Here is a 22,375-nt window from a genome sequence, read left to right as displayed (position 1 = left end):
CCAAAGACCAGCCAAGCGCGCGCACACTGTTTGAGTAGCGCGATAGCGTCTTTAGGTTTGAGGGATTGGCCGGGGATGTGCCCCCGAATTGCGCGCAATTTGCGGCGCCGCACCAAACAAACCTTTAACCGGATATCGCCTCCCCGGCAATAGTTTGCCCAATAATTGAGCTAAGCAGCTGAAGATGTTAGATAATTCTCCGGTCCGATTTTCTCCGTTTTGGGTTCCCCCGGAGGCTTCCGGGGCCTTCATCATGCAGCCTTCGTGCCGGCTTTTTCCGTGACTCCCATCACATTTGTATTTCCTGCGAATCCGGGTAGCTTTTTCAACGACTTGCAGGGGGGTGGCACGCAGCTGGGAGCGTGTCGGCCGGCCCCCGGCCAATGCCCCGCGACCAGGTATTTCATGAGCTTTCAATATTTTGCCGGCGCCGCCTGCCGGGCGCTGACGGCGCGGAAGGACGGCCCCTCGCTTTACGAGGTCTGCGATCCCGTGCTGGCGGGTCAGGCCGGCGGCGATCCGCATCTGGCCAAATTCTACAAGACCGCGCTCGGCAATCCCGCGTTGCGGGTGCTGCTGCGGCGGGCCGGACTGACTGAGCTGCGCGACGAGGCGAGGCTAGCGGCGCTGCGGCAGGCGCTCGCCCGTGCCCGCGACGAGGCCGAGCCTGACTGGGCGGCCGTCGGCCAGCCCGTGGCCGATCTCCTCGACAGCATCGCGCTTGACCATCCCAGGCCGCCACCGGCCGTGTTCGTCGGTAAGGCGCCGCAACAATCGCGGATCGACGGCGTGATCCGCGACTGCGCACAGCACCTGCTCGGCTCGTATCGCCGAAACGGTTTTCTGCCGACCTACGCCGCCTTCAACCTGATCGGCGATCCCGATTGCCGCGGACGCGAGCTGATCATGGCGCTCACGGGGCTGAACGCGCGCGGCTACAAGAACTCCTCGCTGCTGTTCAACCTCGCCCGCGTCTTCATCGCGCGCTCGCCGGCGCGCGCCGTGGTGCATCCGCCGTGGCGAGGGGTTGCCGAGCCGATGTGGGAGCCGGTGCAGATCCGCCACCGCTCGGCCTATTACGATGCGTTCTTCATCGAGGCGCTGCTGGGCTATATCGAGACCGGGCTCGCCTCACCCGCCGACAAGATCGCGGCGGAGCGCGCGATCGCCGACATGGTGGATTTCTGCGTCAACATCAGCCGCGAGGAGGTCGAGGGCATCGACGGCGCGCGGTTCAATGTCATCACCGCGCTCGCGCCGGCGCCGCATCCCCGCTTCTCCCGCTTCTTCGCCCAGATCAAGCAGGATCTCGGCTTCGGAATCTATGTGCCGGATTGCGACACCACGGCCTGCTCGATCTCCGCAGCGACGCAGGCAGGCTGCACCGATGAGATCATCGACCAGCCGCTGCTGGATTTCTACGCCGGCTATCAGGTCCGCGCCGGCGTCAACGCGCCGCGCGTGACGGTGCCGCTCAACGACAATATCGACTATGAGGGCGGTGTTGCGACCTGGATCGACAACCTCGCGGGCGAGCGTCCTTACGGCAACGATCTCGATCCGACGCTCAATCTTGACATTCTCGAGGTCAGCTTCCGCAACCTGGCGCGCTGGAAGATTCTGGAGACGCCGGCGCGCCTCGCCACCGTGCATCGCATCATCGGCTTCCAGAAGCGGCTGGCCGCGAGCGGTGCTTTCGCCAATCCGCGCTCGCACATCTATTACCTGCCGGAGCTCTACAGCGCCTATTTCGGCCGTTGTTACGCAGCCTTCCTGGCGCTGCCGCTGGCGGCGCAGGCCGCAATCGATCCCGACGGCGATTTCGATTTCATCCGCCACCGCGTGCTGTCCTACGTCAAGGGCGAGCTGATGGCCGCGGAGATGAACGTGTTCGACGCCGCGCTGGCGCTGATCGCGCTCGGCCATCTCGGCGCCGACCCGCGCGCCTTCGCGCCAGCGCTGAACGTGATCGTCGATGCCATCGGCGAAGGCGGCCGCCGCGGCCCGTTCCGTGCCTATGAATGGAACAAGATGAAGACACCGACGCGGATTCTGGTCGGCGGGCCCGAGGTGACGTCGGCGTTCGTGCTGATGGGACTGGCGGTGGCGAGGCGAGCGATGGCTGGGCGGGGGTGATGCCCTCTTACCCTCCCCTGGAGGGGGAGGGTCGATCGCGCGCAGCGCGAGCGGGGTGGGGTGACGGTCCCTCCGCGACGAACAGTGCCCGAGTGGAGAGATCACCCCACCCCGTCACGCAATCTTGCTTCGCTCGATCGCATGCCGACCCTCCCCCTCCAGGGGAGGGTGAAGGAGCGCCATGCAATGACGGGAAGTTGAAAGCCCATCTGTTAGGCAGGCGCTGGCCGAGTGGCCAAAAGCTGACCACAATCGCGGGGTCTATCGAGATTTTCCTGGAACTTGCGGACCCGGCATGTTGCGAAAAGTCCTGATTGCGCTGGCTTTCATCGCCCTCCCGTCGCTGGCTGACGCCGCCGACATCACGGGCATGGCAAAAGTGCGCGCCGGCGATACCGTGGTGATCGGCAACACGCGGGTGCGGCTCGGCGGCATCGACGCGCCGGCAGTCGACCAGCTTTGCCTCAACACCAAGACCGAGCGCTGGACCTGCGGCGTCGCGGCGCGAGACGAGCTCGCCAAATATGCCGATGGCAAGAATTGGGTGTGCCATACCCGCGCGATCGACCGGCGCGGCCGCACCGTGGCGCGCTGCGAGGTCGGCGGCGAGGACATCCAGAAATGGCTGGTGCGCAGCGGCTGGGCGCTGGCCTACACCCGCATGTCCCATGATTACGTCGCGGACGAAGCCGCCGCGCGGGAGGCCAAGGCCGGGATGTGGCAGGGCGCCTTCATCGCGCCCTGGGACTGGCGGGTCCGCAACAAGAAGACCACCATCCTCGGCGCCACCAAGCCGCCCGATGGGGCGCATGCGGTGCTGCTCGCCTCGGCCTCGGGACCGGTCGCGCCTTCGCCTGATTGCACCATCAAGGGCAACGTCAACAGCGCCGGCGAATGCATCTACCACCAGCCGACCAGCCGCTGGTACACCCAGATCAAGATGAAGATCAGCAAAGGCACCCGCTGGTTCTGTTCGGTGGAAGAGGCGGAGGCCGCGGGCTGCCGCGAGACGAAGCGATAACCCACCTCAGACCTGCGTTTTGAGCGCTTTTCTCAAACCCCGGCGCCGCGTAAAATTGTGTTTTCAGCGACCCACCAGTCCGTTCTCACGACACAAGGACCAACAGCAATGACCGTTCGCGCGGGCCGGGAATTTCTGGCCATCCCCGGGCCCACCACGATGCCCGACGAGGTGCTGCAGGCGATGCATCGTCCGGCGATCGACATCTACTCCAAGCAGATGACCGACCTGACCGCGGGGCTGCTCAGTGACATCTCGAAGCTGTTTTCGACCAAGGGCAAGTCCTACATCTACATCGCCAACGGCCACGGCGCCTGGGAAGCGGCGCTGAGCAATGTGCTGTCGCGCGGCGACAAGGTGCTGGTGCTGGAGAGCGGGCGCTTTGCGATCGGCTGGGGCAATGCGGCGGCGCTGATGGGCGCCGAGGTCGAGGTGCTCAAGGGCGACTGGCGCCGCGCGGTGCGGCCGCACGAGGTCGAGGAGCGCCTGCGCCGCGACAAGGAGCACACCATCAAGGCCGTCGTCGTCGTCCAGGTCGACACGGCCTCGGGCGTGCAGAACGACATCGAGGCGATCGGCAAGGCGATCAAGGCCAGCGGCCATCCCGCGCTGTATATGGTCGACACCGTGGCTTCGCTCGGCTGCATGCCGTTCGAGATGGACAAATGGGGCATCGACGTCGCGATGTCCGGCTCGCAGAAGGGCCTGATGACGCCGCCCGGCCTCGGTTTCGTCGCCGCCAACGCGCGTGCGCTCGAGGTGCACAAGACAGCCAACATGGCGACGCCCTATTGGAGTTGGAGCGAGCGCGAGGGCACCGAGCACTATCGCAAATATGCCGGCACCGCGCCGGTGCATCTGTTGTTCGCGCTGCGCCAGGCGATCGACCTCCTGCACGAGGAAGGGCTGGAGAACGCCTTCCGCCGCCACAGCCTGCTCGGCGAAGCCGCGCGCCGCGCGGTCGGCGCATGGTCGGAAGGCCAGGTGCTCGGCTTCAACGTGGCGGAAGCCAGCGAGCGCTCCAACACCGTGACCACGGTGACCATGAGCAACGGCCACGACCCGGCCGTGCTGCAACGCTATTGCAAGGAAAAGTGCGGCGTCGTGCTCGGCACCGGCATCGGCGATCTCTCGGGCCAGGCCTTCCGCATCGCCCATATGGGCCACGTCAACGCGCCGATGCTGCTCGGCACGTTGGGGGTGATCGAGATCGGCCTCAATGCGCTGAAGATCCCGCATGGCAAGGGCGGGCTCGAGGCGGCGGTCGCGTATCTCGGCGAGGAAGTGGCGGTGTAGGCGGAGCCACAAACTCCGCCGTCGTCCCGGACAAGCGAGCGAAGCGGAGCGCAATCCGGGACCCATAACCACAGGGCGTAGTTTGGCGACGACTCGGAGTTGCCAGCTCGCGCCGCGACTCCTCGCTTGGGGTATGGGTCCCTGCGTTCGCAGGGACGACGGTGGAGGGTGAAGCGGCTGTGGTGCCTCACATCAGCGCCGGCCCGTCTTTAAATCCCCCATGTCCGATCTGATATAAGCGCGAGACACGCCAGGACTCGCCACGAGGATCGATTTGCCCAACAGCAGCAGCAAAACCCCGCCCGTCGCGCCGCGCCAGCCGCATTCCTTCACGCGGCACGGGATCACCGTGACCGACGATTATGCCTGGCTGAAGGACGAGAAGTGGCAGGAGGTGCTGCGCGATCCCAGCGTGCTCGATCCCGACATCCGCAAATATCTGGATGAAGAGAACGTCTACACCGAGAGCCTGCTCGGCCACACCGCACCGCTCCAGAAGACGCTGGTGCGCGAGATGCGGGGGCGGATCAAGGAGGACGATTCCAGCGTGCCCTCGCCCGACGGTCCCTTCGCCTATTTCCGCCGGTTTCGCGAGGGCGGGCAGCACGAGCTGTTCGGCCGCATGCCGCGCGACGGCGGCGACGGCCATATCGTGCTCGACGGCGACGCGCTGGCCAAGGACCACAAATACTTCAAGTTCGGCGGCAGCCGGCACTCGTATGATCACAAGCTGCAGGCCTGGAGCGCCGACACCAAGGGCTCGGAATATTTTTCGATCCGCGTGCGCGACTGGGCTACGGCCAAGGATCTCGACGATCTCGTCGAGGAGACCGACGGCGGCATGGTCTGGGCCGCGGATTGCAAGAGCTTTTTCTATGTGAAGCTCGACGACAATCACCGTCCGATGCAGGTGTGGCGGCACAGGCTCGGCACCAGACAGGCCGACGACACGCTCGTCTATGAGGAGCAGGATGCCGGCTGGTTCACCCATCTGCACGAGAGCACCAGCGGCCGTTTCTGCGTGATCGCTGGCGGCGACCACGAGACCTCGGAGCAGCGGCTGATCGATCTCGCAAACCCCGAAGCGCCGCCGCGCCTGGTCGCAGCGCGCGAAGAGGGCGTGCAATATTCGCTGGCCGACCGCGGCGACGAGCTGTTCATCCTCACCAATGCCGACGACGCCATCGACTTCAAGATCGTCACGGCGCCGCTCGCCGCGCCCGAGCGCAAGAACTGGCGCGACCTGATCCCGTATCGTCCCGGCATCTACATCATCGACCTCGATCTCTATGCCGGCCATCTGGTGCGGCTGGAGCGCGCCAATGCGCTGCCGGCGATCGTGATCCGCGATCTTGCCTCGATCGAGGAACATGCGATCGCTTTTGACGAGGCCGCCTATTCGCTGGATACGATGGGCTCCTACGAGTTCGAGACGACGAATTTGCGCTTTGCCTATTCGTCGATGACGACGCCGTCGGAGGTCTATGATTACGACATGGTCAAGCGCACGCGCACCTTGCGCAAGCGCCAGGAGATTCCATCCGGCCATGATGCCGCCGACTACATCACCACGCGCATCATCGCAAAGGCGCATGACGGCGCCGAGGTGCCGGTGTCGATCCTCTATCGCCGTGGGCTGAAGCTCGACGGCTCGGCGCCGCTGCTGCTCTACGGCTACGGCTCCTACGGCATGGCGATGCCGGCCTCGTTCAGCGCCAACCGCTTGTCGCTGGTCGATCGCGGCTTCGTCTATGCCATCGCCCATATCCGCGGCGGCGCCGACAAAGGCTGGGGCTGGTATCTCGACGGCAAGCGCGAGAAGAAGACCAATTCGTTCGACGATTTTGCCGCCAGCGCGCGGGCGCTGATCGCAGCGAAATACACCAGCGCCAAGCGCATCGTCGGCCATGGCGGCTCGGCCGGCGGCATGCTGATGGGCGCGGTCGCCAATCGCGCCGGCGAATTGTTCGCGGGAATCGTGGCTGAAGTGCCGTTCGTCGACGTGCTCAACACCATGCTCGACGACACGCTGCCGCTGACGCCGCCGGAATGGCCGGAATGGGGCAATCCGATCGAGAGCGAGACGGATTTTCGCACCATCCTGTCCTACTCGCCCTACGACAATGTCGCGGCGAAGGACTATCCGGCGATCCTGGCGATGGGCGGATTGACGGATCCGCGCGTCACTTATTGGGAGCCCGCCAAATGGATCGCACGCCTGCGCGCGACCATGCGCGGCGGCGGCCCGGTGCTGCTGCGCACCAACATGGGCGCCGGCCATGGTGGTGCCTCGGGGCGGTTCGACCGGCTGGATGAAGTGGCGATCGTCTATGCGTTTGCACTGTGGGCGGCGGGGATGGCGGGGGCGTGACGACGTAGCCTGGATGGAGCGCTGAATGCCTCCACATCGTCGTCCTGGCGAAAGCCAGGACCCATACCGCGTGATCTATCGATAAGGTGCAGGTAGCCGTACCGAAGACACTAAACTGCTAGCCTTCGCCAAACTGCTCCTTGGGGTAATGGGTCCTGGCTTTCGCCAGGACGACGGCGAAGATTGTGGGACGAGCTACCTGCCCCACAAACTACCTCACACCGCCCCGTGCGCCTCGACGTAGAGCGCGTAGACCGAATGACTGCTGGCCATGTACAGCCGATTGTTCTTCGGACCGCCGAAGCAGAGGTTGGCGCAGCGTTCCGGCAGCTTGATGAAGGCGAGCGGCTTGCCTTCGGGGTTGAACACCATGGCGCCGTCGAGATCGTCCGGCCTTCCCCTGAGCTGGAACACCTTGCGGCCGCCGATTTCGGTCGGCTCGGATTGCAACGCGCCGTTCGAGCCCCAACCGCACCAGAGATTGCCGTCGCGGTCGACGCGAAAGCCGTCGAGCGAGCCCTGGTCGGCGGCGTCGATCAGCTTGGTCTTGCCGCTTAAGGCACCGTCCTCGCCGACATTGTAGCTCCAGATGCTGCGATTGGGCGTGCCCTTCCACTCGACAATGTAGAGCTTCTTCTCGTCCGGCGAGAAGGCGAGGCCATTGGGATTGACGAGGTCGGTGAGAACGGCGGTGAGCTTGCCGTCCTTGGCGATGCGATAGACGTTGGTGGTGGCCTGCTCGGCCTTCTCCTTCTTGCCCTCCCACTCGCCGTTGATGCCGAACAGCGGATCGGTGAACCAGATGCTGTCGTCGGACTTCACCACGATATCGTTCGGCGCGTTCAGCCGCTTGCCGACGAACTTGTCGGCGAGCACGGTGATCTTTCCGTCCTTCTCGGTGCGAGTGATGCGGCGGGTGACCGAATGCTCGCAGGTGACGAGGCGGCCCTGACGGTCGCGCGCATTGCCGTTGGCGTAATTGGCATCGGCGCGGAACACGCTGGTCTGGCCGGTCTTCTCGTCGAACTTCATGATCCGGTTGTTGGGGATGTCGGAGAACAAGAGATAGCCGCCCTCGGGAAAATAAGCCGGGCCTTCAGCCCAGCGCATCCCGGTTGCAACCTGCTCGACCGTCGAGGAATAGAGCCGGTATTTTGTGAAGCTGGGATCGAGGATCTGGACGGCCGGGTCCGGCTAGCGCTGATTGGGCGTGAACGCGAACGACTGGGCGCCGGCAGCGCGGGCGAGAAACGTGGATGCCACTGCTGCGCCGGCGCCGGCCATCAGATTGCGTCGCGTGAAATTCATTGTAATCCTCCCTGCTTGATAAAAGGCCGGCGCTTGATGCGGCCGGCCTGTTTCTTGACGTGATTTGCTCTCGGCTTAGCGGCCGTTCTTCTTGCGCCATTCGGCAAAGTCGGTGAGCGTCTGCGGATCGGTCGCGGGATATAGGCCGAAGATACCGCGGCCCTTGCCGACTTCCTCCGTGACGAAGTCCTCGAACGCCGTCATCTCGAAGGTTTCGTTTGCGATCTCATCTGCCAGATGCGCGGGGATCACGATGACGCCGTCGCTATCACCGAGGATGACATCGCCGGGGAACACCGGCGCATCGCCGCAGCCGATCGGGACGTTGATCTCGATCGCCTGGTGCAGCGTGAGGTTGGTCGGCGCGCTCGGGCGGTGGTGAAAGGCGGGGAAGCCGAGCTTGGCGATCTCCGCGGAATCGCGAAAGCCGCCGTCGGTTACGACGCCGGCGACGCCACGCTTCATCAGCCGCGTGATCAGAATCGCGCCGGCCGAGGCCGCACGCGCGTCCTTGCGGCTGTCCATCACCAGCACGGTGCCTGCCGGACAATCCTCGACCGCCTTGCGCTGCGGATGCGAGCGGTCCTTGAAGACCTCGATGGTGTTGAGATCTTCGCGTGCCGGCATGTAGCGCAGCGTGAAGGCCTCGCCGACCATGGTCGGCTGATCGGGGCTTAAGGGGTGCACATCCTGGATCATCTGGATGCGCAGGCCGCGCTTGAACAAAGCGGTTGCGACGGTGGCGGTGGAGACGGATTTGAGCTTGTTGCGGGTGGCTTCGCTGAGTTTGGTCATGTCGTGCTCTCTAGTAAATCGAAGGCTCGCCGATCGGCGCGCCGAAATCGGTCTCGAGGAAGTCGAAGTCGCAGCCGTCATTGGCCTGCTTGATGTGTTTGGTGAACATCCAGCCATAGCCGCGCTCGAAGCGGCGCTCGGGCTGCTTCCAAGCGGCGCGGCGCTTGTCGAGCTCGGCTTCGGGGACGTCGAGATTGATGGTGCGCGCGGCGACGTCGAGCGTGATGCGATCGCCGTTCTGCACCAGCGCCAGCGGACCGCCGATATAGGACTCGGGCGAAACGTGCAGGATGCAGGCGCCATAGCTGGTACCGCTCATGCGCGCATCCGAGATGCGCACCATGTCGCGCACGCCCTGCTTCACGAGCTTGGTCGGGATCGGCAGCATGCCCCATTCCGGCATGCCCGGCCCGCCCTGCGGCCCGGCATTGCGCAAGATCAGGATATGATCTTCGGTGACGTCGAGATTGGGATCGTCGACCGCCTTCTTCATCGCGGGATAATCGTCGAACACCAGCGCCGGCCCGGTGTGCTTGAGGAAGCGTGGCGCGCAAGCGGAAGGTTTGATGACGCAGCCGTCGGGCGCGAGATTGCCCTTGAGCACCGCAAGCGCGCCTTCCTTGTAGATGGGATTGTCGACGGAGCGGATGACGTCGGCATTGTGCACTTCGGCGTGCGCGATGTTCTCAGCCACCGTCTTGCCAGTGACGGTGATGCAGTCGAGATGCAGATGCGGCTTGATCTGGCTCATCAGCGCCGGCAGGCCGCCGGCATAGAAGAAATCCTCCATCAAATACGTATCGCCGCTCGGCCGCACGTTGGCGATGACGGGCACCTTGCGGCTGGCCTTCTCGAAATCGTCGAGGCTGATGTCCTGGCCGGCGCGGCGGGCCTGCGCGATCAGATGGATGATCGCGTTGGTCGAGCAGCCCATCGCCATCGCCACCGCGATCGCGTTCTCGAACGCTTGGCGGGTCTGGATCGTCTTCGGCGTCAGATCCTCCCACACCATCTCGACGATGCGGCGGCCGCATTCGGAGGCCATGCGGATGTGGTTGGCGTCGGCGGCGGGAATCGAGGACGCGCCCGGCAGCGTCATGCCGATCGCCTCGGCGATCGCAGTCATGGTCGAGGCCGTGCCCATGGTCATGCAGGTGCCGTAGCTACGGGCGATGCCGGCCTCGATGTCGAGCCAGTCCTTGTCGGAGATTTTTCCGGCGCGGCGCTCGTCCCAATATTTCCAGCCGTCGGAGCCGGAGCCGAGCGTCTTGCCCTTCCAGTTGCCGCGCAGCATGGGACCGGCCGGCAGATAGATCGCCGGAATGTTCATCGAGGTGGCGCCGAGTAGCAGCGCCGGCGTGGTCTTGTCGCAGCCGCCCATCAGCACCACGCCATCGACGGGATGGCTGCGCAACAATTCTTCGGCGTCCATCGCCAGCAGATTGCGGTAGAGCATAGTGGTGGGCTTGAGCAGCGATTCCGACAGCGACAATGCCGGCAGCTCCAGCGGCAGGCCGCCGGCCATCAGGATGCCGCGCTTGACGTCATCGACGCGCGACTTGAAGTGCATGTGGCAGGGCTGCGCATCCGACCAGGTGTTGAGGATCGCGATGATCGGGCGGTCCTTCCACTCCTTCGGCGCGTAGCCCATCTGCATGGTGCGGGAGCGGTGACCGAACGAGCGAAGGTCGTCGGGTGCGAACCAGCGCGCGCTGCGGAGCTGGTCGGGCGTTTTCTTCTTGTTCTTTGTCATGATTGGGTGCCCCATTTCTGGACGGTGTTCCGCTCGATGGCGCGGAAGATCAGGTTCTCGACAAAGAGCCCGATGATGATCACGGTCAAGAGGCCAGCGAAGACGGCAGGTATGTCGAGCAGATTGCGGTTCTCGAAGATGAACCAGCCGAGACCGCCCTGGCCCGAGGACACGCCGAACACCAACTCGGCCGCGATCAGCGTGCGCCAGGCGAAAGCCCAGCCGATCTTGAGGCCGGTGAGGATCGAGCCGAAGGCCGCGGGGATGAGGATCTTCGCCACATAAGGCAATCCGCGCAGGCCGTAATTGCGGCCGACCATGCGCAGCGTATTGGACACGCTCTTGAAGCCGGAATGGGTGTTGAGCGCGACCGGCCACAGCACCGAATGGATCAGCACGAAGACCAGGCTGCCATTGCCGAGGCCGAACCAGATCAGCGCCAGCGGCAACAGCGCGATCGCCGGCAACGGGTTGAACATCGCCGTGACGGTCTCGAGGAAGTCGGTGCCGATCCGCGTCGAGATCGCGAGCACGGTGAAGATCGCGGCCAGCACGATGCCGGCCGAATAGCCCATGAACAGCACCTTCAGCGAGGTCCAGGCCCGCATCGGAATGGTGCCGTCCTTGACGCGATCGAACAGCGTCATGAAGGTGTCGTGCAGTGTCGGAAACAGCAGGGGATTGTCGAGGTAGACCCCGTACGCTTCCCAGACCGCCGCGAGAAACAGGATGATGACCGACTTGCGGACAAAGCCGTCGTTCCACAGCAGCTCAAGCACACCCAACTTGCGCTCGACCTCGCCTGCACCTCCCGTGCTGGCAACCGGCGCGTCACGCAGCAAGATTCTGGCTTCGCCCATGGCGGCTCCCTTAGTGCGCTACAGCTTCGGAGGCGAACAGGAGATCGTGGATCTCCTTCTCCAGCCGACCGGCGCTGCCGTCCTCATTCGAAACCTTGTCGACGTCGATCACCTCGGCCTTGACGCGGCCGGGATGCGGCGACAGCAGCAGGATGCGGTTGCCGATGCGGATCGCCTCCGCGATCGAATGGGTCACGAACAGCACGCTGAATTTGGTCTCGCTCCAGAGCTGGAGCAGCTCATCCTGACAGGTCCGCCGCGTCAGCGCGTCGAGCGCGGCGAACGGCTCGTCCATGAGCAGGATGTCCGGCTCCATCGCCATGCCGCGCGCGATCGCGACGCGCTGCTTCATGCCGCCGGAGAGCGTGTGCGGATAGGCATCGACCACGCGGGTGAGGCCGACCTTCGCGATGTAGGCGCGCGCTTTCGCCTCGGCGTCCTTGCGCGACAGCTTTCTCGCCGTGAGCAGCGGGAACATCACATTGGCGAGCACACTCTTCCAGGGCAGGAGCTGGTCGAACTCCTGGAAGATCATCATGCGGTCGGCGCCGGGCCCATGGATCTCGCGATCGCCAATGGTCATGCGGCCTTCGCTCGGGCTCATGTAGCCGCCGACGGCCTTGAGCAGGGTCGACTTGCCGCAGCCGGAGGGTCCGAGCAGCACGAAGCGGTCGGACCGGTCGACGGTGAAGCTCACTTTTTCCGTGGCGGTGACGACGGTGCTGGAGGTCTTGTAGCGCAGCGTCACGCCGCTGACGTCGAGCAGCGCCATCAGTTGCCCTTCAGATCGTGCGCGACGGGGAGATAGTAGTCCGTCCAGGCCTTGGGCTGATGCTTCAACGTTCCGGTCTTGTAGAGATGGGCGGCGAATTTCATCGTGCCCTGCGGCTCGAGATTCCACTCCATCATGCCGGGCTCCTTCAGGAGATCGAGCAGCTCTTGCACCGACGTCTTGTCGCCGGTGATCTCCCTGTAGATCTCGACCGCCTGCTTGGTGTCGCTGCGGATCAGATCCTGCGCTTCCTTGGTGGCGTCGCGCACGGCCTGGATGATCTTTGGATTGGCGTCGGCAAACTTCGTCGTGGTGAAGAATTGCGCCTGGCTGAGCGGGCCGCCCATCACGTCGGGCGACGACAGCACCACATGCGCGCCCGGCACGTTTTTCAGCTCCAGGAAGGTGAAGGGCGGGATCGAGAAGTGGTTGTGCACCTCGTGCTTCGGGTTGGACAGCGCCGCATAGGCGTCGGGGTGACCGAGCTGCACGGTGTTGGCATCCAGCTTCGACCATTGATCGGCACCAAAAGCCTCGGCGGCCGCGATCTGCAGCACGATCGCCTGGGTCGAGACCTTCACGGTCGGCACCGCGATCTTGTCGCCCGGCCCGAAATCCCTAATCGACTTGATGTTGGCGTCGCGGCTGATCAGCGTCATCGGCTGCGCCGATGTGGCGACGATACCCTTCACGCCGCCGCGGGTGCGATCCCATAGCAGCAGCAGATTGCCGGTGCCGGTGTTGAGGATGTCGACGCCGCCGGCGAGCAGCGCGTCGGTCTGCGCCCCGCCGCCGGAGAAGGTGATCCATTTGGTGGTGACACCGGATACGCCGAGGGAAGCCGCGTGCTTCTCGATCAGCTTCAGCTTCTCCATGATGTGGCTCGGCATGTAGAAGATGCCGGGCTGGCGCGACAGCGCGATCTCGGATTTCTGCTGAGCGTGAGCCGTTGACATTGAGAAGGCGATCGCGGCGATCACGGTGGCGGCCGCAAGCTTGCTGCGAAGATGCTTGATCATTGTTGTGTGTTTCCTCCGGCCAGCGTCGATCTGCGTTGACCCTGCTGATGCACTAATATATTAGTGCATCAAACGCAAGCCCGCGGGACCCGCCATGGAATCATCCCATACCGCGCTGCGCGCGGCCCCACGCCCCGCCCGGCTCGACCGCGGCCGCCAGGCGGCGCCGCAGGTGTTCGAGCGGCTACGCAACGCGATTGTCGCGCTGGAGCTGCCGCCCGGCGCTCCCTTGTCGCGCGCCGAGCTTGCCGGCCAGTTCGGTGTCAGCTCGACGCCGGTGCGCGACGCGCTGATGCGCCTCGAGGAAGAGGGCCTCGTCGACGTCTTTCCGCAGCATGCGACCGTGGTGAGCCGGATCGACGTCGACCGCGCGCAGCAGGCCCATTTCCTGCGTCAGGCACTGGAGCTGGAGATCGTGCGCCTGCTCGCAACAAATCCCGATCAGTCCCTGGTGATCCGCCTGGATCACGCCATCACGCTGCAACAGCAATTCGCCAAGGCCGGCGATTTCGAGGCCTTCATGGCCGGAGACAACGACTTTCACGCCCAGCTCTACACGGCCGCCGGCAAGCAAGATCTATGGACGCTGGTGCGCAGCCGCAGCGGACATATCGACCGGCTGCGCCGGCTGCATTTGCCCTCACCTGGCAAGGCCCAGAACATTGTCCGTCACCACAGACTGATCACGCGCGCGATCGAGGCCGGAGATGCCGAGGCCGCGCAACAGCATCTGCGCAAGCATCTGTCGGGCACGCTGAGCGAGTTGGACAAGATCCGAAGCCGCTATCCCGAGTACCTGACCGACTAAGAGGGAACCCGAGCTGGGCTCGGCTTATGCACAGGAGCGTGCATATAGCGTGAGGTTACCTCGACCGGACGGTGGCGCTCGCGAAGCGCTTGCGGGCCGGGCGGAATCCGCGCAACAATTTCGTCTTTGATGGCTTGATTTGCGGTCGCTGGGGCATCCCCATCCGACCCCGGAGGATCTCAGACGTGGCCAACATCCTGATCGTGGATGACGACCCGGCCGTGCAGATCACGATCCGGCTGCTCCTGGAGCGGGCCGGTCATCACGTCACCGTCGCCGGCGATGGCTACGAGGGGCTTGCGTTGTTCGAAGCCAGCCCGTTCGACCTGTTGTTTCTCGACATTTTCATGCCCGGCATGGACGGGCTGGAGACGATGCGCCATATCCGGGCGCTGGCCCCGACCGTCCCGATCATCGTCATTTCCGGCCGTTCGGCCGCGCCGGACCCCTATGCGGAGCCGGATTTCCTGAAGATGGCAACCAAGCTCGGCGCGGTGGCAGGCTTGCAAAAGCCGTTCCGACCAGGCGCACTGCTCGCGGCGGTCGATGGCTGCCTGGGCACGGCCCAGGCGGCATCGGTGGGGAATCCGGATGTCAGCACCGGCCACCGATGACAAGGACCCTCATTCCTTTCCAGGCCAGAACAGGCGTCGCCATTCGGGACCCGGTGCGAATATCCCCATGACGCTCGCAACGCGGCTTGCCATCACGATGACCCTGCTGGTGGCGGTGACCGTGGCCGCAGTCGGATGGCTGGGCTATCGCAACACCACCCAGGCCGTCATTCCGCGTGTGCTGGAACGCGTCGAAGCCCAGTCAAGGCTGCTGGCGACCAATCTCGAGTCCTACGTCGCCGGCGCGCGCGGCGATCTGCTCGGCTACCGCTCTGCCGCAGCCATCAACGGCCTGATCCGCGCTCACATCGGTGGAGGCATCGACGCATCCGACGGTGTGTCGGAGCAAACCTGGCGCGAGCGCATCGCAGCGCGGCTCGCAGCCGAGATCGACGCCAAACCCAGTTACGGGCAATTTCGCATCATCGGTCTCGACGACGACCAACGCGAGCTGGTCCGCGTCGATCGCTCCGGCCCGAATGGAAAGGCGCGGATCGCCCCCAACGACGAACTCGAGCGCAAGAGCGAACGGAGCTACTTTCAGGAGACGATCCGGCTGGCGCCGGGCGAGATCTACGTGTCCGCCACCGATCTCGCCACCCGCCAGGGGGGAACCACGACCTCCCACATTCCGACGTTACGCGTTGCAACCCCGCTGTTCACGGCGGACGGCAGGCCATTCGGCATCATCATCGCCAATATCGACATGCGACCGGCGCTCGACCGCGTCCGCTCCACCGTGACCTCGGGCGGAGAGATCTATGTCGTGAATTCGCGCGGCGACTATCTTGTCCATCCCGATCGCACGCGGGAATTCGGCGCATGGCATGATCGTCCCAACGACTGGCGCAAGGATTTTCCCTATTTTGCGGCCTCGGCCGGGACGCTGGAAGGATCCACGCGGCTCATGACCGACGGGTCGGGCCGGCCGAGCGGGGCGGCGATTGCGCCGGCGCTGCTCGTGGGCAAGGACTGGGTTGCGATCATCGAGACGATTCCCTCGCCGGTGTTCGGCCTCGTGCCCGCAGCGATTCAACGAACGTCCTTGCTCGTCGGCGTGCTTGCCGTGCTGGCTGCGGCTTTGCTCGCGGTGCTCCTGGCGCGCTCGTTGACACGCCCGATCGGCCGCCTGACCAAGGCGGTGCAGGCCATCGGCAGCGGACGTCCGGCGGACATACCCGTCGATGCCAGCGGCGAGACCGGCGTGCTGGCACGGGCCTTTGCCCAGATGGTCGAGGAAACCGGGGCGAAAACGGCCGCACTCCAACGCGAGATCGAGGAGCATCGCCGCACCGAGGCAGCTCGAAGCCATCATGCGGCGCGAGAGCGCCTGTTCAGCGCCGCAGTGGAATCGTCCGACGATGCGATCGTGATGCAGTCGCTCGAAGCCATCATCACGGGCTGGAATCCGGCTGCCGAACGCCTCTACGGCTATTCGGCGGACGAGGCGATCGGGAAATCCACCGCCATCATCGTACCCGCCGACCGCCGCGAGCAGGGCAAGAACATCTTGCGGCGGATCGCGGCAGGCGAGCCGATCGAACGCTTCGAGACGGTGCGCCTGCGCAAGGACGGCACGCCGGTCGAGATCTCGCTCAGCCTCTCGCCGATCAGGGGCCCGTCGGGCGAGATCGTCGGTGCCTCCGGATCTGCGCGCAGCCTCACCGAGGCGCGGCGGGCCGAGCGGGCGCTGCAGCAGCAGCTCGAAGAGCGCCGGCAGATCTTCGAGACGTCGCAGGACCTGATCATGGTCATGGACGCGCGCGGCCATGTCGTGCAGATCAGCCCGAGCAGCGAGACCATTCTCGGCTACCGGCCGGAGGAGATGATCGGCCGCAGCGGCGCCGACTTCGTTCATCCCGACCATCTGGAGCAGTCCCGCGAAAACATGCGCGCGATGCGGCTCGGCGAGCGGCCAAAGCTCGGTGATACGCGCTGCTTCCACAAGAACGGACACATGGTCTGGCTGTCCTGGCTCGGCAACTGGTCCGAACCGGCGCAGCGGTTCTTCTTCGTCGGGCGCGACATGACGGAGGCGCGGCTCGCGCAGGAATCGCTGCGCGAGAGCGAGCGACTTGCCCGCAAGATCGTCGAGACCTCGCTCGACGCCTTCGTGCAGACCGACGAGACCGGCAGCATCCTGAACTGGAATTCGCAAGCCGAACGGCTGTTCGGCTGGCGCCGCGACGAGGTGCTCGGCAAGAACACGATCGATCTCATCGTCGCCGAAAGCGAACGCGAGAGGGTTAGAGCCGGCCTAACGCAATTCCTCGCGAACGAAGACGACAAGACGCTGAACCGCCGTCGCGAGCTGATGTGCCGCCGCCGCGACGGCAAGGAGTTCAAGGCTGAGCTGAGCGTCACCGCGCTGAAGCGCCGCGAGGGCCTGCTGTTCAACGTCTTCTACCGCGACCTCACCGACAAGATCGCGGCCGAGGAGCGCATCCGCCATGCCGAGAAGATGGAGGCGGTCGGCCAGCTCACCGGCGGCGTGGCGCACGACTTCAACAACATCCTCACCGTCATCACCGGAACCATCGAGATCCTTGCGGAGGCGGTCGAGAAGGAGCCGCAGCTTGCGGCCATCACCAAGATGATCGACGAGGCGGCCGCGCGCGGCGCCGATCTGACCCAGCACCTGCTTGCCTTCGCGCGCAAGCAGCCGCTGCAGCCGCGCGAGATCGACATCAACTCGCTGATCATCGACACCGCGAAACTGCTGCGGCCGACGCTGGGCGAACAGATCCAGATCGAATCGGTGTTCGAGGACGAGAGCTGCGTCGCGATCGTCGATCCCAACCAGCTCACCACCGCGATCCTCAACCTCGCACTCAATGCCCGCGACGCCATGCCGAACGGCGGCAAGCTGATCGTGGAGACGGGCGCCGCCTATCTCGACGAGGTCTATGCCAGCGCCAACGACGTGCCACCGGGGCACTACGTGCTGATCGCCGTGAGCGACACCGGCACCGGAATCCCCGCGAACATGCTGGCCAGGGTGTTCGATCCCTTCTTCACCTCGAAGGGCCCGGGCAAGGGCACCGGACTCGGACTCTCAATGGTTTACGGCTTCATCAAGCAGTCCGCAGGGCACATCAAGATCTACAGCGAGGAAGGCCACGGCACCACGATCAAGATGTACCTGCCGCCGGGCAAGACGCCGACGGCGGTCGGCGAGGGCGTGACGGCGGCGGCGATCGAGGGCGGACACGAGACCATCCTGGTGGTCGAGGACGACCGGCTGGTGCGTGACTACGTGCTGGCTCAGCTGCATTCGCTGGGATACGTCACCTTGCAGGCCGCGAACGCCGCGGAGGCGCTCGCGATCGTCGCCGCCGGCAAGCGGTTCGACCTCCTGTTCACCGACGTCATCATGCCTGGCAAGATGAACGGACGTCAGCTCGCCGACGAGATCCAGAAGACCCGCCCCGATCTCAGGGTGGTCTATACGTCCGGCTATACCGAGAATGCGATCATCCATCACGGCCGGCTGGATTCGGGGGTCCTGCTGCTGGCCAAGCCCTATCGAAAATCGGATCTGGCGCGGATCATCCGCAAGGCGTTGCAGGGATGAGCGCAGGCCTTTTAGGCAGGCCTTTCATAGCTGGTCGCGTGTAGCCCGGATGGAGCGCAGCGCAATCCGGGAAGTCTCTTGCTGCGTGCACCGGTCCCGGATTTCGCTGGCGCTCCATCCGGGCTACGCTCCATCCGGGCTACAAAGGCTCGCCGATCGATTCTACGACGCGCGCTGGGCCGCGGTCATCACGATGCGGATCAGGTCGGCGGCATTGCGCGCGCCGAGCTTCTTCATGATGTTGGCGCGGTGGTCCTCGATGGTGCGCGGGCTGATGCCGAGCGTGCGCCCGGCTTCCTTGTTGGATGCACCGGAGGCGAACTGTTCGAGCACCTCGCGCTCCCTGCGCGTCAACGGCTCGCGTCCGGGGAAATGCAGCGAGCCGAATTTTGGCGACGCATTCTCCGCCTGCCGGCGCGCATAGGCGCCGATCGCCTCGTCGAGCCGGCCGACGATCTCGCTGCCGCGGAACGGCTTCTCGATGAAGTCGAGCGCACCGCTCTTGATCGCCCCGACCGCCATCGCGATGTCGCCCTGCCCGGAGATCATGAAGATCGGCGCCGGATAGTCCTCGCCGTGCAGTTCCTTGAGAATGTCGAGGCCCGACTTTCCGGGAATATGCACGTCGAGCAGGATCGCAGCCGGTGTGCGGTTCCGCGCGACGGAGAGCAGCGCTGCGCCGTCCGCAAAACAGATCACCTCATAGCCCGCCGCCTTCAACACCATCGACAAGGTGTCGCGAACGGCAGGGTCGTCGTCGACCACGAAGATTTCACCGCGAGAGCTTTGTTCGGCCATGTGCCACATCCAGTTGGCATGAAGGACTCGCGTCCGCGCCAACCGTTATGGCGTTCGGCGCGGATTCGGCCCACCCGTATTTGTACGGGACATAGACTTAACGCACAAGTAGCGGCATGGCGCCTAATTGCGGGAGACGGAGAATATCCATGCTAAATTTAGCCGGTACACCGCAGTTGCTCGCAACGCCCGAAGTCGAGAGCCGTGAGCTGATTGCAGCTGACCTTCGCTTGCTGATCGCACAGATCGAGACCAGCATGCGCCGGATCGCCGCAGCCATGGATCAAGAACACGGCAATGATGCGGAAAGTTCCGCGGACGTCCTCATCCTCGACGACGTCACGCCCCAGTACGCCACCGCGAGCGCCGCCCTCGGCGCCTGCCGGGCGGGCCTTCGCCACGCCCTGCAATGCCTGTCGAAATCCAGCGACGCGTAGGATCTCGATCAGCGCGCCGGCGCGGCGGCAAATCCGATCGCATGGCAGCTCCGCAGCTAAAGCGCGACGAGATTAGGATGAATCGTCATCGCGCTTTAGGCTGGTTGTTTGAGCATGATCTTTTCGGAACCGCTGCGCACTTTGCGCTAACGTGGCCCTTCGGGTCCGGATCAAGCTTTAGGCGCGGTGCCGTTCCACGATCGCGTCGGTGGCGACACCCCCCCAGGTATGGATTGCCGGCAGGCCCATCGCAGTCTTGCCGAGATTGGCGAGGCTGATGCGCAGGGCCGCCAGATCCAGCGGCTTCGGCAGGCTCTGGAGCTCGATCCCGACGGAACGGGCGAAGCTGCGGGCGGCACTGCGGCGCTTGCCGTCCATGCCGCTGATGACGATCACGGCGCCGGCGAATTTCGCGTCCTTCATCTCGCGCAGCACATCGATGCCGTCGCCATCCTCCAGCACGAGATCGAGCGTCACGCAGTCGAAGCGCGCGGCGCGGAGCTTCTCGATCGCTTCCGCCACCGAGGGCGCCACGGTGACTTCGTGGCCGGCCTGCTTGGCGGCGACCGTGATCAGGCTGCGCTGCGTGGCGTCGTCATCGACCACCAGGAGCTGAAGCGCACGCCGCTCGGCGACGTCGGGCAGGTTTGACGAGACGGGGGAGAGAGAGCTTCTGGGCATTGCCGGTATTCCTGAGATTGAGACCAGCAATGGTTACACGGCTCGCGCTTAGACGACGTAAAGCGGCTATGGCAAATTGGCTCTGATGTTTCAGCAAATATAAAGCAACGTGGCGGAAAGCGCGGCGCCAGCCACGCGCCGATCAGGCTGCGGCGTCATGGCCGCCGGTCGCGCCGCGCTTCTTCCGGTTCTTGCCGCGCAGGAATTGGATATCCATCTCGGCGCCGTTGACCCGTACCAGCTCGCAGCGGCGGTAGGCGAGGCCGGTTGAGGACAGCAGCAGAAAGAACTCTTTCAGGTTCAGCCCCTGGATCGAGCCTTCCACCGTGAGGATGGCATCGGTGTCGGAGATCGCGTTGAGCTTGCAGTCGCGCCGCCAGGTGCCGTCGATCGCCATGATGCAGACGTCATAGCCGCGGCTGAACGTCACGCGCTCCGCACCTTTTCCATCCTCGGCCATGCTTACCGTCCTGCCATCGCCGCCAGGCGCGGGGCCGCGCCGACGAGAGCCGGCTTGGCTGCCGCCGCGCGCGGATCGTTCGGCTTGTAGAGGCCGCGCCGCTCCGCAATCGGCCTGAACGTGTCCGTCAATCCGACCACGGTTTCAGCCGCGCCCAGCACCAGGAAGCCGTCGGGCTCGATCTGGCGCGCCAGGCGATTGAAGATGTTGATTTTGGTGTCCTGGTCGAAATAGATCAGCACGTTGCGGCAAAAGATCACGTCGAAGGTGCCGAGCTGGGCAAAATCGTGCAGCAAATTGAGCTGCCGATGCTGGATCATCGCCCGCAATTCGGGATTGATCTGCCAGGTCTCGCCGGTCTGCTTGAAATATTTGACCAGCATCTGGATCGGCAGGCCACGCTGCACCTCGAACTGGCTGTAGACGCCGGCCTTGGCCTTTTCCAGCACCTCCTGCGACAGGTCGGTCGCGATGATCTCGATGCGCCAGCCGGTGAGGGCCGCGCCCATCTCCTTCAGGCACATCGCCAGCGAATAGGGCTCCTGCCCGGTCGAGCCGGCGGCGCACCAGATGCGCACGCTGCGGCGGCCGGCGCGCGCCTTGATGATCTCGGGCATGATCGTGTCGCGGAAATGTTCGAACGGCACCTTGTCGCGAAAGAAGAAGGTCTCGTTGGTGGTCATGGCTTCGACCACGTCGGTGATCAGCGGGCGCGAGCCAGCCTGCAGCTTCTGCACAAGCTCGGCGATGCCGGAGAGCCCGGTCTTGCGGGCGAGCGGCAGCAGGCGGCTTTCGATCAGATATTGCTTGTCTGCGGACAGGTCGAGACCGGAATTATCCTTTAGGAACTTGCGCAGATACTCGTACTCGGTCGGGGTCACGGATGGCCTCTTCGAAACTGTACTGGAACACTCTGGCCCAAACACTTTGGGCCAGACACACTCAGACCATGGTTTGTCCGACCGGGATCAACCCAACTTCAGCGAATTTGTCGGCGATAATGTCCTTGTCGAAGGGCTTCATGATGTATTCGTTGGCGCCGCCGCTGAGCGCCTGGGCGATATGAGCCACGTTGTTCTCGGTGGTGCAGAACACCACTTTGGGCTGGTCGCCGCCGGGCAGGCGACGCATGTGGCCCATGAATTCGAAGCCATCCATCACGGGCATGTTCCAGTCGAGCAGCACCGCATCGGGCAGCTTGCGCTGGCAGATTTCGAGCGCCTTCGAGCCGTCCTCGGCCTCGGTGACTTCGAACTCCAGGCCTTCCAGGATCCGGCGCGCGATCTTGCGCACGACGCTGGAATCATCGACCACCAAACACGTTTTCATTTTGGTTCTCCGGTTTCGATGTTTCGGTTGGCTCACGCAGCCATTTGCACTTTGGTTTCGAGCTCGAGGACGCGATCGACGTCGAGGACGACCATGAGCTGGCCGTCGAGGCGGTGGACGCCGCCGGCGAGCTTGGCCATGCGCGGATCGAGGTTGACGGGGTTTTCCTCCTTGCCGTCCTCGGGCAGGCGCAGCACCTCGCCGATCTGGTCGATCAAGAGGCCATAGGATTCACCGCGCAGGTCGACGCCGACCGCCATCGGCACCTTGCCGTCTTCGGCCTTGGGCAGGCCGAGCCGGGCGCGCATGTCGACCACGGTGACGATGCGGCCGCGCAGGTTCA

Annotated in this window: 19 protein-coding genes and 1 pseudogene; 8 read left to right on the top strand and 12 right to left on the bottom strand. The window is 64.5% G+C overall.

The window, feature by feature from the left end; translation table 11 throughout:
- The first annotated feature begins 405 nt into the window (after window positions 1-405).
- The 4 genes from BLV07_RS40810 to BLV07_RS40795 all read left to right on the top strand — a co-directional run bounded on the left by BLV07_RS40810 (window position 406) and on the right by BLV07_RS40795 (window position 6,824).
- Window positions 406-2,136, top strand: coding sequence for a hypothetical protein (locus tag BLV07_RS40810; protein ID WP_176946091.1), 1,731 nt, complete (start codon window positions 406-408; stop codon window positions 2,134-2,136).
- A gap of 295 nt (window positions 2,137-2,431) precedes the next feature.
- The gene (locus BLV07_RS40805) at window positions 2,432-3,157 is read left to right on the top strand and encodes a thermonuclease family protein (RefSeq protein ID WP_091897881.1); all 726 of its coding nucleotides are present in this window, start codon (window positions 2,432-2,434) and stop codon (window positions 3,155-3,157) included.
- Between the two features lie 108 nt (window positions 3,158-3,265).
- Window positions 3,266-4,453 (top strand): pyridoxal-phosphate-dependent aminotransferase family protein, encoded by a 1,188-nt coding sequence (locus BLV07_RS40800; RefSeq protein ID WP_091897880.1) that lies wholly within the window; start codon window positions 3,266-3,268, stop codon window positions 4,451-4,453.
- Between the two features lie 274 nt (window positions 4,454-4,727).
- Window positions 4,728-6,824 carry a S9 family peptidase gene (locus tag BLV07_RS40795; protein ID WP_091897879.1) on the top strand — a complete coding sequence of 699 codons (2,097 nt, stop codon included), beginning with the start codon at window positions 4,728-4,730 and terminating at the stop codon, window positions 6,822-6,824.
- 216 nt (window positions 6,825-7,040) lie between these two features.
- Here the strand turns inward: BLV07_RS40795 and BLV07_RS40790 are convergent.
- The 6 genes and pseudogenes from BLV07_RS40790 to BLV07_RS40765 form a co-directional block, all read right to left on the bottom strand.
- A pseudogene (locus tag BLV07_RS40790) lies at window positions 7,041-8,132 on the bottom strand (SMP-30/gluconolactonase/LRE family protein).
- A 75-nt stretch (window positions 8,133-8,207) separates the two neighbouring features.
- Complete coding sequence (locus BLV07_RS40785; RefSeq protein WP_091897878.1) at window positions 8,208-8,927, bottom strand: ribonuclease activity regulator RraA; 720 nt, start codon at window positions 8,925-8,927, stop codon at window positions 8,208-8,210.
- Window positions 8,928-8,937: 10 nt separating this feature from the next.
- The gene (araD, locus tag BLV07_RS40780; RefSeq protein WP_091897877.1) at window positions 8,938-10,680 is read right to left on the bottom strand and encodes an L-arabinonate dehydratase; all 1,743 of its coding nucleotides are present in this window, start codon (window positions 10,678-10,680) and stop codon (window positions 8,938-8,940) included.
- A complete protein-coding gene (locus BLV07_RS40775) occupies window positions 10,677-11,540 on the bottom strand; it encodes an ABC transporter permease (RefSeq protein ID WP_091897876.1) in 864 nt (287 codons plus the stop codon). The genes araD and BLV07_RS40775 overlap by 4 nt, the downstream gene beginning before the upstream one ends.
- A gap of 10 nt (window positions 11,541-11,550) precedes the next feature.
- Window positions 11,551-12,312 carry an ABC transporter ATP-binding protein gene (locus tag BLV07_RS40770; RefSeq protein ID WP_091897875.1) on the bottom strand — a complete coding sequence of 254 codons (762 nt, stop codon included), beginning with the start codon at window positions 12,310-12,312 and terminating at the stop codon, window positions 11,551-11,553.
- Window positions 12,312-13,331 carry an ABC transporter substrate-binding protein gene (locus BLV07_RS40765; RefSeq protein ID WP_091897874.1) on the bottom strand — a complete coding sequence of 340 codons (1,020 nt, stop codon included), beginning with the start codon at window positions 13,329-13,331 and terminating at the stop codon, window positions 12,312-12,314. Before BLV07_RS40765 ends, BLV07_RS40770 begins: the two co-directional genes overlap by 1 nt.
- A gap of 94 nt (window positions 13,332-13,425) precedes the next feature.
- Between BLV07_RS40765 and BLV07_RS40760 the strand changes: the two genes are divergently transcribed.
- The 3 genes from BLV07_RS40760 (at window position 13,426) to BLV07_RS40750 (ending at window position 18,327) form a co-directional block, all read left to right on the top strand.
- Window positions 13,426-14,139, top strand: coding sequence for a GntR family transcriptional regulator (locus BLV07_RS40760; protein ID WP_091897873.1), 714 nt, complete (start codon window positions 13,426-13,428; stop codon window positions 14,137-14,139).
- Window positions 14,140-14,324: 185 nt separating this feature from the next.
- Window positions 14,325-14,753 (top strand): response regulator, encoded by a 429-nt coding sequence (locus BLV07_RS40755; protein WP_091897871.1) that lies wholly within the window; start codon window positions 14,325-14,327, stop codon window positions 14,751-14,753.
- A complete protein-coding gene (locus tag BLV07_RS40750) occupies window positions 14,731-18,327 on the top strand; it encodes a PAS domain S-box protein (protein ID WP_091897869.1) in 3,597 nt (1,198 codons plus the stop codon). The genes BLV07_RS40755 and BLV07_RS40750 overlap by 23 nt, the downstream gene beginning before the upstream one ends.
- A 162-nt stretch (window positions 18,328-18,489) precedes the next feature.
- On the opposite strand, the gene BLV07_RS40745 is transcribed toward BLV07_RS40750, so the two are convergent.
- Window positions 18,490-19,125: a response regulator transcription factor gene (locus BLV07_RS40745; RefSeq protein ID WP_091897867.1), complete on the bottom strand. Its 636-nt coding sequence runs from the start codon at window positions 19,123-19,125 to the stop codon at window positions 18,490-18,492.
- A gap of 149 nt (window positions 19,126-19,274) precedes the next feature.
- Between BLV07_RS40745 and BLV07_RS40740 the strand changes: the two genes are divergently transcribed.
- Window positions 19,275-19,562, top strand: coding sequence for a hypothetical protein (locus tag BLV07_RS40740; protein WP_091897865.1), 288 nt, complete (start codon window positions 19,275-19,277; stop codon window positions 19,560-19,562).
- 177 nt (window positions 19,563-19,739) lie between these two features.
- On the opposite strand, the gene BLV07_RS40735 is transcribed toward BLV07_RS40740, so the two are convergent.
- The 5 genes from BLV07_RS40735 to BLV07_RS40715 form a co-directional block, all read right to left on the bottom strand.
- Entirely contained in the window at window positions 19,740-20,243 is a 504-nt protein-coding gene (locus BLV07_RS40735; RefSeq protein WP_091897863.1) for a response regulator, read from the bottom strand.
- Between the two features lie 142 nt (window positions 20,244-20,385).
- Entirely contained in the window at window positions 20,386-20,703 is a 318-nt protein-coding gene (locus tag BLV07_RS40730) for a pilus assembly protein PilZ (RefSeq protein ID WP_091897861.1), read from the bottom strand.
- 2 nt (window positions 20,704-20,705) lie between these two features.
- Window positions 20,706-21,584 (bottom strand): CheR family methyltransferase, encoded by an 879-nt coding sequence (locus BLV07_RS40725; RefSeq protein WP_091897859.1) that lies wholly within the window; start codon window positions 21,582-21,584, stop codon window positions 20,706-20,708.
- A gap of 61 nt (window positions 21,585-21,645) precedes the next feature.
- The gene (locus BLV07_RS40720) at window positions 21,646-22,032 is read right to left on the bottom strand and encodes a response regulator (protein ID WP_091897857.1); all 387 of its coding nucleotides are present in this window, start codon (window positions 22,030-22,032) and stop codon (window positions 21,646-21,648) included.
- A 32-nt stretch (window positions 22,033-22,064) separates the two neighbouring features.
- The coding region (locus BLV07_RS40715; RefSeq protein WP_176946090.1) for a chemotaxis protein CheW at window positions 22,065-22,375 on the bottom strand (311 nt) is incomplete at its 5' end.

Source organism: Bradyrhizobium sp. Rc2d, from assembly GCF_900099855.1.
In the GTDB taxonomy this organism is placed as follows: Bacteria; Pseudomonadota; Alphaproteobacteria; order Rhizobiales; family Xanthobacteraceae; genus Bradyrhizobium.
Note: the sequence above shows the minus strand (reverse complement) of the source record. Positions and strands in the feature narration are given on the sequence as shown.

Excerpts from the sequence above, each read along its gene's own strand:
- BLV07_RS40765 (WP_091897874.1), bottom strand. The coding sequence starts at position 13,331 with ATGATCAAGCATCTTCGCAGCAAGCTTGCGGCCGCCACCGTGATCGCC.
- BLV07_RS40810 (WP_176946091.1), top strand. The coding sequence starts at position 406 with ATGAGCTTTCAATATTTTGCCGGCGCCGCCTGCCGGGCGCTGACGGCG.
- BLV07_RS40770 (WP_091897875.1), bottom strand. The coding sequence starts at position 12,312 with ATGGCGCTGCTCGACGTCAGCGGCGTGACGCTGCGCTACAAGACCTCC.
- BLV07_RS40735 (WP_091897863.1), bottom strand. The coding sequence starts at position 20,243 with ATGCCCAGAAGCTCTCTCTCCCCCGTCTCGTCAAACCTGCCCGACGTC.
- BLV07_RS40800 (WP_091897880.1), top strand. The coding sequence starts at position 3,266 with ATGACCGTTCGCGCGGGCCGGGAATTTCTGGCCATCCCCGGGCCCACC.
- BLV07_RS40730 (WP_091897861.1), bottom strand. The coding sequence starts at position 20,703 with ATGGCCGAGGATGGAAAAGGTGCGGAGCGCGTGACGTTCAGCCGCGGC.
- BLV07_RS40760 (WP_091897873.1), top strand. The coding sequence starts at position 13,426 with ATGGAATCATCCCATACCGCGCTGCGCGCGGCCCCACGCCCCGCCCGG.
- BLV07_RS40750 (WP_091897869.1), top strand. The coding sequence starts at position 14,731 with ATGTCAGCACCGGCCACCGATGACAAGGACCCTCATTCCTTTCCAGGC.
- BLV07_RS40805 (WP_091897881.1), top strand. The coding sequence starts at position 2,432 with ATGTTGCGAAAAGTCCTGATTGCGCTGGCTTTCATCGCCCTCCCGTCG.
- BLV07_RS40745 (WP_091897867.1), bottom strand. The coding sequence starts at position 19,125 with ATGGCCGAACAAAGCTCTCGCGGTGAAATCTTCGTGGTCGACGACGAC.
- BLV07_RS40785 (WP_091897878.1), bottom strand. The coding sequence starts at position 8,927 with ATGACCAAACTCAGCGAAGCCACCCGCAACAAGCTCAAATCCGTCTCC.
- araD (WP_091897877.1), bottom strand. The coding sequence starts at position 10,680 with ATGACAAAGAACAAGAAGAAAACGCCCGACCAGCTCCGCAGCGCGCGC.
- BLV07_RS40775 (WP_091897876.1), bottom strand. The coding sequence starts at position 11,540 with ATGGGCGAAGCCAGAATCTTGCTGCGTGACGCGCCGGTTGCCAGCACG.
- BLV07_RS40720 (WP_091897857.1), bottom strand. The coding sequence starts at position 22,032 with ATGAAAACGTGTTTGGTGGTCGATGATTCCAGCGTCGTGCGCAAGATC.
- BLV07_RS40740 (WP_091897865.1), top strand. The coding sequence starts at position 19,275 with ATGCTAAATTTAGCCGGTACACCGCAGTTGCTCGCAACGCCCGAAGTC.